A 15,264-nucleotide genomic window follows, 5' to 3' on the forward strand; every position below is an offset into this window, starting at 1 on the left:
TCGGAGACTAGGATATATATGGTGTCTGTCCAAGAATCTGCACTGGTTGTCTACACATCTGGCGTCAAGCGGTTGGTGGCGAGCTATAGATCTATCCCCGCCACGTCGCCCGTACGACTCGCCAAGCCCACCTCAAACCTGTTCCGCACCCGTGCTAAACGCGATGCACCCGGCTTGGATGCATCGGGGCTGACCGGTGTCATAGGTATCGACACCGAAGCTCGCACCGCCGACGTGGCCGGTATGTGCACCTACGAGGACCTGGTAGCCGCAACCTTGCCTTACGGTCTTTTGCCACTGGTGGTTCCGCAACTCAAGACTATCACCCTCGGCGGTGCAGTCACCGGGCTGGGCATCGAATCGGCCTCGTTTCGCAATGGCTTACCACACGAATCGGTGCTGGAAATGGATATCCTCACCGGCGCTGGAGAATTGCTCACAGTATCTGCAAACCAGCACGGCGACCTGTACCGTGCCTTCCCCAATTCCTATGGTACGTTAGGATATTCAACACGGTTTCGGATCTCCCTGGAACCTGTAACCCCCTTTGTAGCACTGCGACACATCCGATTTCACTTGTTGACCGAGATGGTCACGGCGATGGAAAACATCATCGACACCGGCGGACACGATGGCGTCCCAGTCGATTATCTGGACGGTGTGGTGTTCAGTGCTAACGAAAGCTACCTATGCATCGGTAAACGGACCACAACCCCGGGACCTGTCAGCGACTACACCGGACAACACATCTACTACCGGTCGATCCAACACGATAACGAAGTTAAAGAAGACCGGTTGACGATCCACGACTACGTGTGGCGCTGGGACACCGACTGGTTTTGGTGCTCTCGCGCATTTGGCGCGCAGAACCAGCAACTGCGGCGCTGGTGGCCGCGACGCTACCGGCGTAGTAGCGTGTATTGGAAGCTGATGGCTGCCGACCGACGCTTTGGCATCGTTGACCGGATCGAGGCGCGCAATGGCCGTCCACTGCGAGAGCGGGTGGTGCAGGACGTCGAGCTGCCGATCGAACGGACCTGCGAGTTCTTGGAGTGGTTCCTAGGCAGTGTGCCCATTGCTCCGATCTGGTTGTGCCCGTTGCGGCTTCGCGACCACAACAGTTGGCCGCTGTATCCGATCCAACCGGACCACAGCTACGTCAACGTTGGGTTCTGGTCCTCGGTGCCGGCTGGCGCCACCGAGGGTGAGACCAATAGGACAATCGAGGCCAAGGTCAGTGCGCTCGATGGGCACAAGTCGTTGTATTCCGATTCCTTTTATACCCGTGAGGAATTTAACGAGCTTTACGGCGGAGAGTCCTACAATGCTGTGAAGAAAATATATGACCCTGATTCACGTCTCCTTGACCTTTATGCAAAGGTGGTGCAACGACGATGACCACAACCAAAGATTCCGAGCGTTTCACCCAAATTTCTAGTGGCAAACTGACCATGGCCGAAATTCTGGGGATCTTGACCGCAACTGGGCAACAACCGCTGAAATTCACCGCATATGACGGCAGCACCGCAGGCCACGATGATGCCGAAATAGGTCTGGATCTATGCAGCCCCCGCGGCGCCACCTACTTGGCCACGGCTCCCGGTGAACTCGGTATTGCGCGCGCATATGTAGCCGGTGACCTGCAGGCCCGCGGTGTCCATCCCGGTGATCCCTACACGCTGCTCAAAACACTGACCGACAGAGTCCAATTCAAACGTCCGTCACTGCGCGTACTAGCCAGTGTCGTCCGCTCGCTTGGTGTTGAGCATTTGCTGCCAATCGCACCGCCTCCGCAGGAGACACCGCCTCGGTGGCGCCGGATCACTGACGGCCTGCTGCACAGCAAGACTCGTGACGCCGAGGCCATCCGCCATCACTACGACGTTTCCAACCGGTTCTACGAATGGGTGCTCGGACCCTCAATGACATACACTTGCGCAGTTTATCCGAATGCCGAAGCGACGTTAGAGGAGGCACAGGAGAACAAATACAGGCTGATTTTCGAGAAGCTGCGGCTGCAGCCCGGTGACAGGCTGCTCGATGTCGGCTGCGGCTGGGGCGGCATGGTGCGCTACGCCGCCCGCCGCGGGGTCCGGGTCATCGGTGCGACGCTGTCAGCCGAACAAGCGAAGTGGGCTCGGAAAGCGATTGACAACGAAGGGTTGGCAGAGATAGCACAAGTGCGGTATTCCGACTATCGTGACATACGAGAGACGGAATTCGACGCCGTTTCGTCAATCGGACTGACCGAGCACATCGGTGTCAAGAATTACCCCGCCTACTTCAACTTTCTGAAGTTGAAGTTGCGCACTGGCGGCTTGCTACTTAATCACTGCATAACCCGACGCGACAACAAGTCGACCTCCTTTGCCGGTGGATTTACCGACCGTTACGTCTTCCCCGACGGGGAGCTAACAGGCTCGGGACGCATTACCACCGAAATCCAAGAGGTCGGTTTAGAAGTGCTGCACGAAGAGAACTTCCGCCATCACTACGCGATGACACTGCGCGACTGGTGCCACAACCTGGTCGAGCATTGGGAAGACGCCGTTGCCGAAGTCGGCCTACCCATAGCCAAGGTCTGGGGTTTGTATATGGCGGCGTCGCGTGTGGCTTTTGAACAAAACAACCTCCAGCTGCATCACATACTGGCGACAAAGGTTGACGTCTGGGGTGACAACAGCCTACCGACACGGCCTTGGTGGACACCTTAGTCTTCAACCGCGTCAGTCAGCCATTTATCGATACGGCGGGCACCCAGTTCGTTTTGCAACAGTTCGAGCGCAACCTCTTCCAGGTCGGGACGCGGTGCTGACAGGTCTCTACGCCCGGGTTCAGCTAGCATGCCCTCATCTTCATACTGCTGGGCAGAAGCCACGTCAAGGACAGGAACTTTCTCCTGGGTAGGCAGCGCAACCATTCCCTCGCAAGCGGGTAGTGCACCCACAGCAGGCACGGGTACGCCGGCCTCGCATCGCACCCGCCAGTTCACACCCAGCGCGTCTTTGAGCGCTTCGGCGATAACATCTACGTTGTGCTGTTCAGACAGCCGCTTGGCCAGTGGCGCCGATCCGTGGGTCAAAATCAAGGTGTTGTCCTCAACCGCGCGGACGGTCGCGCCCGCCAGCATCACCTCGGTAGTGCGGCTGCGCTGGCGCACCTTCTCACGCACCGTCGACCACATGGTTCGTACCGCGGCCGCATTGGGTGCACCCATGCCAGGGGTTGGTTCAGCGGCAGCCTGTGGCGTAGCCAGTTTGGAAGACTGAGCATCCGGAGCGGGCTGGGAATCCGGGGAAGCCAGGAAAGGCTGGTGAGGGAGACTAGGTTGGGCAGCCTTCTCGGCGGGCGCTGACTGAAGCGGGTATGCTGCCCTGGCAGCGGGGATCGACATGTTCAGCCGGGTCTCGATTCGCTCGACCCGTTGCAGCAATGCCGACTCGGCGTCCGTGGCCGAAGGCAGCAACAGCCGCGCGCAAACCACTTCGAGAAGCAGACGCGGCGCCGTTGCACCACGCATCTCCCCCAACCCGGAGTGTACCACCTCGGCGTAACGGGTCAACGTCGCCGGTCCGATTCGGACAGCTTGCTCCCGCATCCGGTCTAACACATCCTCCGAAGCATCCACCACACCACGGGCTGCCGCATCAGGAACCGCCTGCAGGACGATGAGATCGCGGAATCGCTCTAGCAAATCAGTAGCAAAACGCCGTGGATCGTGGCCGGCATCAATCACCGATTCGACCGCACCAAACAATGCTGCCGCATCGTGAGCCCCGAGTGCATCGACAGCGTCGTCTATAAGTCCAACGTCGGTGGCACCTAGCAACTTCAGCGCCCGCTGGTAGGTCACGTGCTCGCCTTCCGCGCCAGCCACCAGCTGATCCAACACTGACAGCGTGTCCCGGGGGGAACCTCCACCGGCCCGGATGACCAGAGGGTACACCGCATCGTCGACGACGACGCCCTCCTGCGCACAGATGCGCCCGACCAAAGCCCGCATGGTGCGTGGCGACAGCAGCCTAAATGGGTAATGATGGGTGCGCGATCGAATCGTCGGCAGCACCTTCTCCGGCTCGGTGGTGGCGAAGATGAAGATCAAGTGGTCGGGCGGTTCCTCGACGATCTTGAGTAGCGCGTTAAAGCCGGCGGTGGTCACCATGTGCGCTTCGTCGACAATGAACACACGGTACCGTGACTGGGCCGGCGCGTAGAACGCGCGGTCGCGCAGCTCACGAGTGTCGTCCACGCCGCCGTGGCTGGCGGCGTCAAGCTCCACCACGTCGATGTGGCCGGGCGCGTTGGGCGCCAAAGACAAGCATGATTCGCATACACCACACGGCGTGGCCGTGGTCCCCTGCGCACAATTAAGCGACCGCGCCAGAATGCGCGCCGAAGAGGTCTTTCCACAGCCACGCGGCCCGGAGAACAAGTAAGCATGGTTGATCCTTCCGGCTTCCAAAGCGATAGACAGCGGCTCGGTGACATGTTCTTGCCCCACCACCTCAGCGAAAGCTGCCGGTCGATACTTGCGGTACAGAGTCACGTCAGCAGGCTACTCAGGTCCAATGACGATGCGAACCCCGGAGGGTCCGCCTAAGGGGCGGGCCGGTCAAGCCGAACCGCTGACTAACGACCGGCCGACCTCGAGTACGCTAGCACCGAGCGTTGAGCAGCGACTCGGAAGCCGCCAGCAATGCACACGTCGCCAGCCCATCGACTGCATTACGTAATTCCGACATCGACGGGTAACTTGGCGCTACCCGAATGTTCTTATCATCCGGATCTTTTCGGTACGGGAATGACGCACCCGCCTCGGTAACTGCGATGCCGGCAGCCTTGGCCAGGGCAACAGTCCGGCGCGCCGTTCCGGGTAGAACATCGAGGTTGATGAAGTAGCCGCCCTTGGGCTCGGACCAAGAGGCGATGTTGGAGTCGCCGAGCCGCTGCTTCAGAATCTCTTCTACTAACGCGAATTTCGGCGCCAATATCTGCTGATGGCGCAGCATGTGCAGACGGACTCCTTCGGCATCACCGAAGAAGCGCAAATGCCGTAACTGGTTGACCTTGTCGGGGCCAATCGACTTCTTCCCAGCGTATTGCAGGTACCAAGCGATGTTACCAAGCGATCCGCCCAGGAAACTGACACCGCCACCGGCGAAGGTGATCTTTGAGGTGGACGCAAAAACGTAAGGCCGATGCGGATTGCCGGCTTTAGCGGCCAGCCCCAGCACGTCGACCTGGCGGATGAAGTCATGCGTCAAGGTGTGCACCGCGTATGCGTTGTCCCAGAACAACCGGAAGTCGGGTGCTGCCGTCCGCATCTGGACGAGCCGGCGCACCGTTTCCCAGGAGTAGGTGACCCCGGTAGGGTTACCGAACACCGGTACCGTCCACATACCCTTGATTGTGGGATCGACGACGACTAACTCTTCGATCAGTTCAACGTCGGGACCGTCGTGGCGCATCGGGATCGGGATCATCTCGATGCCCATCGTCTCAGTAATGGCAAAATGCCGATCGTACCCGGGGACGGGGCACAGAAACTTGACGCTCGCTTCATCCTTCCAGGGACGTGACGAGTCCAAACCGCCGTACAACACCAAGAAGACGACCAGATCGTGCATCAACTCCAGGCTGGAGTTGATGCCCGCAATCAGGTTGGGCACCGGAATGCCAAGCAGCTCCGCGAATATAGCCCGTAATCCGGGCAGACCGTGCAGTCCGCCGTAGTTGCGGGTGTCGACGCCCTCAGAGTCACGGTAATCGTCTCCTGGCAAATACAACAGCTGGTTGGACAGATTAAGCTGCTCTGGTGACGGCTTGCCGCGAGTCAGATCCAAAGCCAGTTTCCTGCCCTGCAGCTCCGCATAATCCTGCTGGTGGCGTGCATGTACGGCCGCTAGCTCGTCAGGGCTGAGGGAATCGAACGACACCAGTGGAACCCCCTTTCGCCATCGAACACTGTGTGACATACGCAGGTCGTGGGCAGACCCTGAGCCATAAGCACTGGTTACGGCGCCCCCAAGGTAGGGGACCCCGCGCACCCGACAGAGCCCATTGACCCTTGCTGCCTTCCGGCCCTAGGGGAGTTCACAGGATAGACGCCGCGCGGGGTCCATCAAGAGTCTAATACCGCGGCGACCGCAAGTGTGGCGCAGCCAGGTGCAACTGATCGTCACGGTATTACCTTGGGTTGGAGCGGGCGACGAAGGCCGCAACACACGCGACCCGGCCCAGCGGCTACCATAGCCACGGAGGATTCGCCTAGTGGCCTATGGCGCTCGCCTGGAACGCGGGTTGGGTTAACAGCCCTCGCGGGTTCAAATCCCGCATCCTCCGCACTCGGTCGTTGTTTCACCAGACACGACCATGTTCGATACCGTTTCTGAAGTCGGGTTCGTCACTTTTAGGACGGCTTGAAGTCACCAGCACGAGGAGGGGTATGGGATACAAGGTCGCCACGCTGTGGCACGCGTCATTTTCGATTGGCGCTGGCGTCCTCTACTTCTATTTCGTGCTGCCCCGCTGGCCGGAGCTGATAGGCGAGACCACGCACACGTTGGGAACAACACTACGCATCGTGACAGGCGTGCTGTTCGGCCTGGCCGCACTGCCAGTGGTTTTCACGCTGTTGCGCAGCCAAACATCCGAGCTCGGCATCCCGCAGCTGGCACTGTCCATCAGGACCTGGTCGATCGTGGCCCACGTGCTGTCCGGGGTACTAATCGTGAGCACCGCAATCGGCGAGATCTGGCTCAGCAGCGATACCGCTGTCCAGTGTTTGTTCGGAATTTATGGAGCTGCTGCAGCCAGTGCGGTACTCGGCTTCGTCGCTTTCTATTTGTCGTTCGTCGCCGCGCTGCCGCCGCCATCGCCGAAACCGGTCAAACTGAAGAAAGCCAACCAGCGACGTATTCGCCGGCGGAAAGGCCGCAAGGACAACGAGGCTGAGGATGAAGAAGCCGATGCTGGCGAGCACAACGAGGCCGAAACGCCAGCGCAGGCCGAAGAGGTCACCTCGGAGAACCCACAGCCAGCACCCGAATCAGGGGCACAGAAAGAACCTGACGAACTCCTAGCCAACAAGACCGAAGAGACCGACGAACCTCGGCGCGGACTGCACAACCGCCGCCCGACCGGCAAAGTGTCACATCAGCGTAGGCGTGCACGCAGCGGGATCGCGGTCGAGAATTAACGGCCCAACTTTGCAGTCAATCGCAGCGCCGCAGGTGCTCAACAGAGTTGGCGATACGCTAACGCGTGTGGCCCCCACAGTTGACTGAACCTCGTGGTCAATACTGGCCCAGCCTCGCGAATTCGGGCCAACGTAGGAGAGCGCAGCTGAGCTTTCGTATGCCGATAGACATCGACTGAAATATCGCCAAGGTCTGACGCTTTAGCAACGGCCACCTAGACGAGATCTTCGGTGACCGCGCGGGGGCAAGTCCAACCTCGAACAACCTCTAGCCCGTCGATAAATACGACCACCAAGCAGCACCCTATCCGCACGCGCAACACACAACCTCAAAGGCGGGCCGACGGAAACAGCACTCCGATACGCACCTCTGACGCACCGATCTGCTCATCGGAGCTCAATAGGCAACAGTTGCCACACGCAGACCAGCAACACACCAGCCCGCGATAGCGGCACGCATTGATTGCGTCCGCGGTCGGCCCCGGATAGCAAAACATAGCCTCAAACACATGGGACTAGAGTCGGCATCATCCTATCGATGTAGCCAACCCCGCCCCGCAATATGCGGTTGAGCTCACTTCCAGCTCAGGACACCCAACTAGCTACCTGCGACTACGAATACCTCGACGCCAGAACATTGCAACTCGCTGATGGCCTCACTCAGCTCGTCCAGCAACTCAACGTCGAGAGCATTAACGCTCCCCAACGAAAGATTAAGTAATCGCACCATTCCCACGGTTTAGATCTCAATCAATGACACATTCCAGCGTTGCTCCTGGCTAACCCCAATTCCCGGTTGCAGACTCGGAACCAATGCTACTAACGGTGGGCGAGTATGACCGGAATACCGGTGTTCTCGTCGTTGTGATAACTCACGCACATCCGATAGTAGCTGTCGACGATCTGTAGCGGAACGCTCGTCGTGTAGTTACCATGTATCAGCAATATGGGCTACAGCTGCTCGCCTTTTCTGATTTTGGCTAGATCCAAAACGACGTGGGGATTGTAAACAGGTAGCATGCGCAGCTTCTCTTCCCAAAGAAATGTCTTGGCCTTCTTGTGCACAAGGGTTCCGGCCTGCAACTGCTCCGTCAACTCTCTGAGAGAGTGGATGTCCACAAGCAAGCCAAAGTAATAGTCTGCCACCGAAAAGTCATGTTACTCAGGATTACCTAGCCAAAACGACTAAAATAGCCTCTACCGCTATCGGATGCCTCACTCCACCTGGCTATCGCCGCCCAACATCACTAAGTTGGTTGAAACGAAGCGCCCGTGTTGAGGCAACCTACTGACTTGATGCCAAAATTGGTATCGGTAGCAACTCGCACCGTCTGTACTTACCGTATGACAGCACCATTAGCACAACGCTTTAGCAGAAGCAATTCCGGCGAAACGCCTTCCCGCGGGAGCGATCTACCGGGCTTGAACGCGGCTTCGGTTACCTGCATAACGTAAGGCGGCAAGACAAATCCACGAAGCCACACCAAAGATCGACTCTCTCACGTGTGGCTGATCGGTCAAACTCCGGTGGCTAACGTGCCTCAGTCGACCCGTCTAATTCCCTATACTGAGCAAGTGCCAAACAGATATCGCGTCATGCAATGGGAGCACCGGCAACGTCGACAAAAGTTCGCTGAAATCGACCGTCATCAACCGCGCGTTGGAACTGGTCGGGGGTTATTCCTAGTCGCCCAGAGAAAGCTGGCTGCGACGCGGGCGAACTAATCAGCATGCCGCCGCTGGGTAGTGACCACCACCGACGATGTCGACCCGCTGTTCGCCCTCAAACCGGACTGCGTGGTGTACCACCCGAAGTAAATCGACGTCGACAAGTTAGTCCGCATCCTGCCCACCGAAACCAACATGGTGACTACGGCGTTTTTCATTACCGGGCACGATGTGGTCGGCGACGGTATGCAACCGAGTTGACAAAGTCACCCTAAAATAGGGTTGCGGACAACGCTTTCTATGGTTCACCAGCGACCAGACCAAGAAGCCCGTGGGGATTTAGCTAGCCGATCAATCACTCACAGTTGCCCTCGATTACTGTGCAGGGCACGACCACGTTCGGCTAAGCTGTACGGCTGGTGACCGACACGCTCGGCGCCGAACTAGACGAGATGCATTGCGTGGCCGAGTATGCTCAAACCACAACCGATCTCGAGCTGGGATCCTTGTACGATTGCAGCGGGATGCCTGGCCGGTATCTACGCAACCTGGCAGGGAATAGCTAGTGGCAAATCTGTGGTGGAGCTCAACGTCCGGTGGTGCAAGGTAGACGCACTCTAGCCATACTGAATAACAAAAATCAAAAAGGTCGGGTCATTCAGATCGACGGGCAACCGCCGGTAACCATCACGGTCGGCTTTCTGCCGCCGTACCTCCAGACTGAGACCACCGCCGACTTTGATGGTGCTCGGGTACATCATGACGGTAATATCCACTATTAACGTGATTCTCGTACGGCGCTGCCACAACACCCGGCATCGCTACATACACCAACCTATCACTGGAACTTACCGCGCAGGTTGGTGGCAAACAGCTAGCCCACAACCCCCACGGGCCTACGCATCCCCTGGCACTGCCGTGTCCAGGGCTGGGTTCCCAGGGCCGAACGGGCTTGTAGATCGAATCAAGCGGCGGTACCTCGCGCGGGTCTTGATGGCGGGCAGCCACGATTGCTTTACACAGCGTACCGGCCAAACCCGCTAATAACTCCATGTCGAAAAACCGTTGTGTCACAAACCGGTTGTGTATGTAACCGAACGAACTGCGGGTTTCAGGATCCGCCCATCCGAGGGTCCATCCTAGCCTTAGGTAACCAAATCCTTTGATTAAGAACAAAATCGAAGATATGACGCCAGAGAAGTACACCCGCTCACAAGGCACTCGAAAACGGCAGAACGGTCCCTTTTCGGTGTTATGCAGTTAAACAACGGATTGCGCAGGTTCAGCTAAGACGACATCATAATCTGGATCGGCGAGTCGGCAGGAAGGCGACCAAAATGCACGCCGTGGGTGCTGAGCAAGTACGCGACCTCCTCGCAGATTAGCTGGCACATGCCTTTGCCGGTCACCGCTCGTGCCGAACCAGACAGCAACTACCCTATAGTCAGCTGCATACTGCACTTGAATCCCCTACAGAGATCGACCTCCACAACGACGAGGCGCTGCTCCATACAGAGATGTTGCATAACCTCCGTCTTAGTTAAGCCTCGCAGATGCGACAACCCGGATCGATGCCGCAAGTACATTGCGAACCGTGATGTCAGCCCCCCCGTGGGCCACGAACCCCGGCCAGACGTAGCAAACTGGCTGGTCATTAGGATAACAATCCGCGGTCGTCCAACCGATGCATCACCGTCGACGAGACATCCTTGGCCGACGAAAAACCATTGCTCCGGTGTCGGGCCGGTTCAAAGCTCAGTGCTGATACCGATCGCGGCGAATACCTCTCCCAGACGTCAACGATAGGCGGCCGACCGTCAATGTAAATATTGTAGGGTTCCGACACCAAGCCACTGCCCTGAAAACAGGTGCAAACAGTTGCGCGAACAACTTGATGACGTTTGCGACATGTGGTTCTGCAACACCGGACACATTGCGCGGTAAGCCATCGCCGGTGACTAGGAGACGCTTCCGGTGTCACTGCGCTGCGTAGCCCCGCGCTCTCAACCGAGCCACCGTGAGAACGGTATGTACCCGACCTGATGCCATCCCGAGAATAACGGGTTATCAGTAACTACCATGCGCAACTTGGATTTAGTTTGACGATTACCCGACGGGTGTCCAGCTGAAGCGAGCTAGATCAGCCAAAGCCCAGTGACACCGGCCAGAAAATAACACAATTAACATCACAATAGCTGATTTCAATTGTGATAAGATTACGAATCGACGTGATGAGATAGATGTGGACGTCATCAATTTGATCGGCATCAATTGGATGCTGCGGGATTACGGTGGCAATGGACGTCGCAGCCGGTTGTGGCCACTTGAGAACTGCTGAGTGTGCCTGCGCCAACAGCGACTGGCGACCCTTTGTCCCGAAGGTCGATGTGGTGTTCGCTAGCCAAACCGATGAGCCACCTGGCATTGGCAGCGTAGGAGGGCCTTGCATGGATTCACTGCACAACCAGGCTGGGCCCAGGTAAATTATTGTAGTATACTCTGGTAGAGTACCTCACCAGTAGCGACTTCGGGAACAGTGATTTCCCCATCACGGTCACCGACGGAATTCGTGACGTGAGCTCTCAGATCGAGTACATGACAGCGAGTTGCCCCCAAGACCAAGAAGATGCTGGGCGTATATTCTAAAAGCGTAGCCGCGGCTGGGTATGTCACCTCGGCTGTCATCCCACCGGCAATATCTGCCGCCGCGGTGCCGCCAGAGATAGCAAGCTACGTCGCCGCGGTCATGCTTTCCGGCACACCTTCGGATCATTTCCTACAGCAATACAACGCTCCGCCGATCGCCATCGGCCCGCTGTATCAGCCCAAAACCTTCAAGTTGTGCGCTGGAGGCGATGCGCTTTGCGGTGATGGCAACAGTCCTTCCGCGCACGCACTCTAACTTAGTAGACAGCATGGTAGGCCAGGCTGCGGACTACATCGCAAATCACCTGTAAATTACAATTCCGTTTCTCTACAAAGCAATTCACGCCGTTGCTGTAGCACTCGAGCAAGTAGTGTCGTTGGGCGACATATTGGCCAACTACCTAGCCTTCGAAGCAGCTAGACGTTATCGAGTCGGCCCAGGAGGTTGCGCGTACTCCTCACCAAATGGCCCACTAGGGGGCGAATTCTTGAGCCAGTTCCTGAACCGATGAAGCCGATTAATCACAATGCCGATCCCCAGGAGTACCAGTATCGTCACCACAATTGCGGTGGTCACGCATTCCATGCGTGACAGGCCGAAACCTCGGTGGTTGTCTTTGGTTGCCCGCAAGTCAATAAAAGTGAAACGACTTTATGTTGGCCGATTCAGGCGGAGCTACCCTCGTCACACTTCATGAACCAGTGGCACTGCCACCACGTACATCAATTCGTCCAGCGATTTTCCCTTCACCACCACCTAGCCCGATAAAACCCCCTCAAAATAATGCCGGCGGCCATCTGTACTTTTACAGACCGTGCGCACCAACGCTGCGTCTCCCCCTACTCCCCTACTCATGCGCCGGTTGTGGACCCAGAACCAGGAAGAAGCAGCAGACCACGACATCACCACAGGAACTCCACTTCGTCGACGCCGTCAGTCCTCACTCACGATGGTGCTACTGGTAGTGGCTTCGGCGCCTTCCTCACGTTTCTAGACTCCGCCATCGTCAACGTCGCGTTTCCCGACATTCAGTGGTACTTCCATAGCAGCCATCAACAACCCGTCACGGGTGCTCAATGCCTACAACATCGGCTTCGCTGCATTCTTTGGTGGCCGCGGGTAAGCGCAGTGATCTAGCTGGGACACCGACGGTTGTTCATATCCGGTGTGGTGTTATTCACAGTAGCTTCTAGCCTGTGCACCGTCGGGCAGCTGATTGCATGTCAGGTGCTGCACGGTATTTGCGCAGCGATTCCGGTACCGGCATCGCTCGAGCTAGTCGTCGAGGCCTTCGAAGCTAATCGACGCGCACATGGGGTAAACATAGGGGCGTGGTGGGAGCCTATTTGCCGCGGGCCTCAATTCGCCGGTGGGCGGTGCCCTAGTTGAGGCGCTAAAGTAGCTGGTGAGTGGTCCTGGACAATCTTCCGTTGGGCGTTGCTACCTTGCTGGCTGGTCGACATCTGCTGGTGGAGAGCCGAGCCGTTGGACAGCGCCGGGTGCCCGCTTTGCGTGGCGCAGCACTAGTTAGACATAGCGCTGGTCCTGCTCACCCTGACCTTGAGGTTGGTCAAGGACAAAGACTTAATTAAGCTAAGTTTACCAGACGATCGGGATTTTGGTAGCAGCGACGATCGCAATGGTTGAATTTGTGATGAACTCGCGATACCCACCCGGCACCGCTGATTCACCCCGCGTTATTGCGTATACGACCGTTCGCGGACGGCAGCGTGCTCACCCACCATAGGCTGCGTTGGCTTCTACGGGCCTGTCTGCTGACACACGTGCTGTTTCTGAAAACTACGTCTGGGGCTACTCGCTGCTGCTTCCCGGCCTTGCCGTGGCCCTCGCCAAATTTTCGCTGCTGCGGCTGCGGGGGCTGCATACTGGGCCGCGTCAACGACCGGCATGGGTATAGCCTGGTCATCCACTGGCGGGGCGCTGTTTTGGGCTGCTCTGGGTACCTAGAATAGGTAGGGTCCAAGTCCGACTTCCTCGGTGAAAAGTTGACCGGACAGATATTGCAGGTAATCGGGGGGCGCCACGTCCCCACTGCTGAGCAGCGCCTATCTAGCTGGGCTGTCCGCATAAGGCAAATATATGCCACCGCCTCGGTCGTGATCGTCAGCATCCGCACCGTTATTGACGTCGCGCCGGCGTCGATGGCGGCCTGCAACTTGACCAACTAGGCTACTGCGCCGCGGGTGGGCCGATGGTTACAATCTGGCTTGTCGCAGTTGTCGTAGAGGCAGTGTTGCTGGGTCACGTCCTCCCTACCCGCGTGCGCGGAGGTAGTTTAGCCCCAGCCCCGCGCAGTCAGTCGATCCCCCCGATCAAGGACCGGGCAACCATCAATGGTGTCCGTGGCCTGAGCCGGCGCAGCCGGCTTACTACCACGTCGACGTGCTGGGGCTCCGTCGGTGTTTTCCAAGTTAAACTCGATCATCCTGGCACAACTACGAGACCACGGCGAGCAGGTAGAGCTAAATTCTGTTCCACGCTGGCGATGCATCCGATGCGCTTTAAGTGATGCAGAACGGACGCCTACAGGTGCTCGGCGTGGTCACGGAGCTGGGGCCACGGCGCTGTGGTCGGCGAGCGCGAGTTGTTGATCAGCGCGCCGTGCTAGGAATCGGTTCGAGCCGTGCGCGACTTGTCCCTCGCCCGACTGGCCAACGCCGAACTCTACAAGATCGCCGGCGGCCACGTACTTGGAGACACTGGTGCAAGTGCCCGCTCAACGACAACACCAGACTCCGCGAGCGGCCTTCCAGACAACGCCCGAGACGGTAATCTCGACCATCGACGCCTGCACCAACACGCCGGTAGCAATGGTGGCCACCGAACTTTGCGCGGCATCGTTAAGCCGGTTAAAGGTAATAGCTCTCTAGCAACGTCGACCGCAACGGGCTGGAAAGCGACAATCAGACCACGGATCGGGTGATGTTGCAGGCGGCCGCCCATGCCCCAGAGTAGCGGGACTTCTATTTGCTATTTGCGGCATTGCCGATCGGGTAGTGCTTGGTTGCGGGTACCCCAGTCCCGCCTGCACAACCGTTGCCGGCAACAGTAGAGGGTGCCTCTTCTGATGCTGGCCGGACGCCCCACTGACCAAGAGCAACCGGTACACGTGGGAGCAACTTGATCACGCTGCGGTCGATGCATGTGGTCCGCCGCGGTAGCTACACCAACGACCTGCACCCACTCGCCACCCGGCCGGTCGATCTCGTCCTTAACCGGTAACAGCGCGCGGCGCGTGTGCCCACCTAAGCGTGCTGGAGAAGCTTGGAAGCGGCCAAGATCACGGTCGACCAGGTTCACTGGCAACCAGCATGGGGCGATCGTCGCTAGGCAAGCAGCTTGCGGTTTGGATGCTGCTGTGTATGCGTACATAATACATATACGCATGCTCGATACATATACGCATGCTCGCGTGCGTAAAATTCACAGCGACTACACCCTGCCGAGCAAGAGGCTCGTCCGCAGGAAACGTACCATGACCACCTTGTTCAGCGCTTTTGGAGAGCAGCTGATCGAGAAGCTGCCGAAACAGTTCCGCTTGATCAGCGTGGATCCGCTAGCACAACAGACCGTTGTGCATCGCCGAGGTAAGCTCGCCGACGTCCTCGCCTGTGCACTGCGGCTACCGTTGCTGTACGCATTAATGGTCTATAATGGCACAATCGGCTGAGGCATGGCTGGATAATGGGTCCGTCAACACGCTGGCAGGGTTAGAGGGCCCACTAATTGC

The 15,264-nt window shown here is 58.0% G+C and carries 10 protein-coding genes, 1 tRNA gene, 1 other RNA gene and 1 pseudogene; 9 read left to right on the top strand and 4 right to left on the bottom strand.

Annotation, left to right across the window (positions count from 1 at the left end; genetic code table 11):
* Positions 1-18: 18 nt before the first annotated feature.
* Complete coding sequence (locus ML_RS11945) at positions 19-1,398, top strand: FAD-binding oxidoreductase (protein ID WP_010908839.1); 1,380 nt, start codon at positions 19-21, stop codon at positions 1,396-1,398.
* Complete coding sequence (locus ML_RS11950) at positions 1,395-2,714, top strand: class I SAM-dependent methyltransferase (RefSeq protein WP_041323340.1); 1,320 nt, start codon at positions 1,395-1,397, stop codon at positions 2,712-2,714. The genes ML_RS11945 and ML_RS11950 overlap by 4 nt, the downstream gene beginning before the upstream one ends.
* Here ML_RS11950 and ML_RS11955 read toward each other — a convergent pair.
* The 3 genes from ML_RS11955 to ffs form a co-directional block, all read right to left on the bottom strand.
* On the bottom strand, positions 2,711-4,546 hold the full coding sequence (locus ML_RS11955) for a DNA polymerase III subunits gamma/tau (protein ID WP_010908841.1): 1,836 nt from the start codon (positions 4,544-4,546) through the stop codon (positions 2,711-2,713). The genes ML_RS11950 and ML_RS11955 overlap by 4 nt on opposite strands.
* A 109-nt stretch (positions 4,547-4,655) precedes the next feature.
* On the bottom strand, positions 4,656-5,936 hold the full coding sequence (locus ML_RS11960) for an aminotransferase class I/II-fold pyridoxal phosphate-dependent enzyme (RefSeq protein WP_111481087.1): 1,281 nt from the start codon (positions 5,934-5,936) through the stop codon (positions 4,656-4,658).
* Positions 5,937-6,027: 91 nt separating this feature from the next.
* Positions 6,028-6,124, bottom strand: an RNA gene (gene ffs / locus ML_RS11965) — signal recognition particle sRNA small type.
* Positions 6,125-6,256: 132 nt separating this feature from the next.
* On the opposite strand from ffs, the gene ML_RS11970 reads away from it, so the two are divergent.
* From ML_RS11970 to ML_RS11980, 3 genes are all read left to right on the top strand, one after another.
* A tRNA-Ser gene (locus tag ML_RS11970) sits at positions 6,257-6,342 on the top strand.
* Between the two features lie 103 nt (positions 6,343-6,445).
* Positions 6,446-7,198, top strand: a complete 753-nt coding sequence (locus ML_RS11975) for a hypothetical protein (RefSeq protein ID WP_010908843.1) — start codon at positions 6,446-6,448, stop codon at positions 7,196-7,198.
* 568 nt (positions 7,199-7,766) lie between these two features.
* Positions 7,767-7,919 carry a hypothetical protein gene (locus ML_RS11980; RefSeq protein ID WP_156517091.1) on the top strand — a complete coding sequence of 51 codons (153 nt, stop codon included), beginning with the start codon at positions 7,767-7,769 and terminating at the stop codon, positions 7,917-7,919.
* Between the two features lie 230 nt (positions 7,920-8,149).
* Here ML_RS11980 and ML_RS11985 read toward each other — a convergent pair whose 3' ends face one another.
* On the bottom strand, positions 8,150-8,344 hold the full coding sequence (locus ML_RS11985; RefSeq protein ID WP_049769879.1) for a hypothetical protein: 195 nt from the start codon (positions 8,342-8,344) through the stop codon (positions 8,150-8,152).
* A 429-nt stretch (positions 8,345-8,773) separates the two neighbouring features.
* Between ML_RS11985 and ML_RS11990 the strand changes: the two are divergent.
* From ML_RS11990 to ML_RS14460, 4 genes and pseudogenes are all read left to right on the top strand, one after another.
* Positions 8,774-9,824 (top strand): annotated as a pseudogene (locus tag ML_RS11990) (dihydrodipicolinate reductase).
* A 1,668-nt stretch (positions 9,825-11,492) separates the two neighbouring features.
* Complete coding sequence (locus ML_RS16790; RefSeq protein ID WP_111481090.1) at positions 11,493-11,768, top strand: cutinase family protein; 276 nt, start codon at positions 11,493-11,495, stop codon at positions 11,766-11,768.
* 1,751 nt (positions 11,769-13,519) lie between these two features.
* The gene (locus ML_RS19600; protein WP_064430282.1) at positions 13,520-13,702 is read left to right on the top strand and encodes a hypothetical protein; all 183 of its coding nucleotides are present in this window, start codon (positions 13,520-13,522) and stop codon (positions 13,700-13,702) included.
* A gap of 1,307 nt (positions 13,703-15,009) precedes the next feature.
* Positions 15,010-15,204 (top strand): patatin-like phospholipase domain-containing protein, encoded by a 195-nt coding sequence (locus ML_RS14460; RefSeq protein WP_049769880.1) that lies wholly within the window; start codon positions 15,010-15,012, stop codon positions 15,202-15,204.
* The last annotated feature ends 60 nt before the right edge of the window (positions 15,205-15,264 follow it).

It is taken from the genome of Mycobacterium leprae TN, assembly GCF_000195855.1.
In the GTDB taxonomy this organism is placed as follows: domain Bacteria; phylum Actinomycetota; class Actinomycetes; order Mycobacteriales; family Mycobacteriaceae; genus Mycobacterium; species Mycobacterium leprae.

Coding starts and splice junctions, on each gene's coding strand:
- ML_RS11945 (WP_010908839.1), top strand. CDS start 19: ATGGTGTCTGTCCAAGAATCTGCACTGGTTGTCTACACATCTGGCGTC.
- ML_RS11950 (WP_041323340.1), top strand. CDS start 1,395: ATGACCACAACCAAAGATTCCGAGCGTTTCACCCAAATTTCTAGTGGC.
- ML_RS14460 (WP_049769880.1), top strand. CDS start 15,010: ATGACCACCTTGTTCAGCGCTTTTGGAGAGCAGCTGATCGAGAAGCTG.
- ML_RS16790 (WP_111481090.1), top strand. CDS start 11,493: ATGCTGGGCGTATATTCTAAAAGCGTAGCCGCGGCTGGGTATGTCACC.
- ML_RS11975 (WP_010908843.1), top strand. CDS start 6,446: ATGGGATACAAGGTCGCCACGCTGTGGCACGCGTCATTTTCGATTGGC.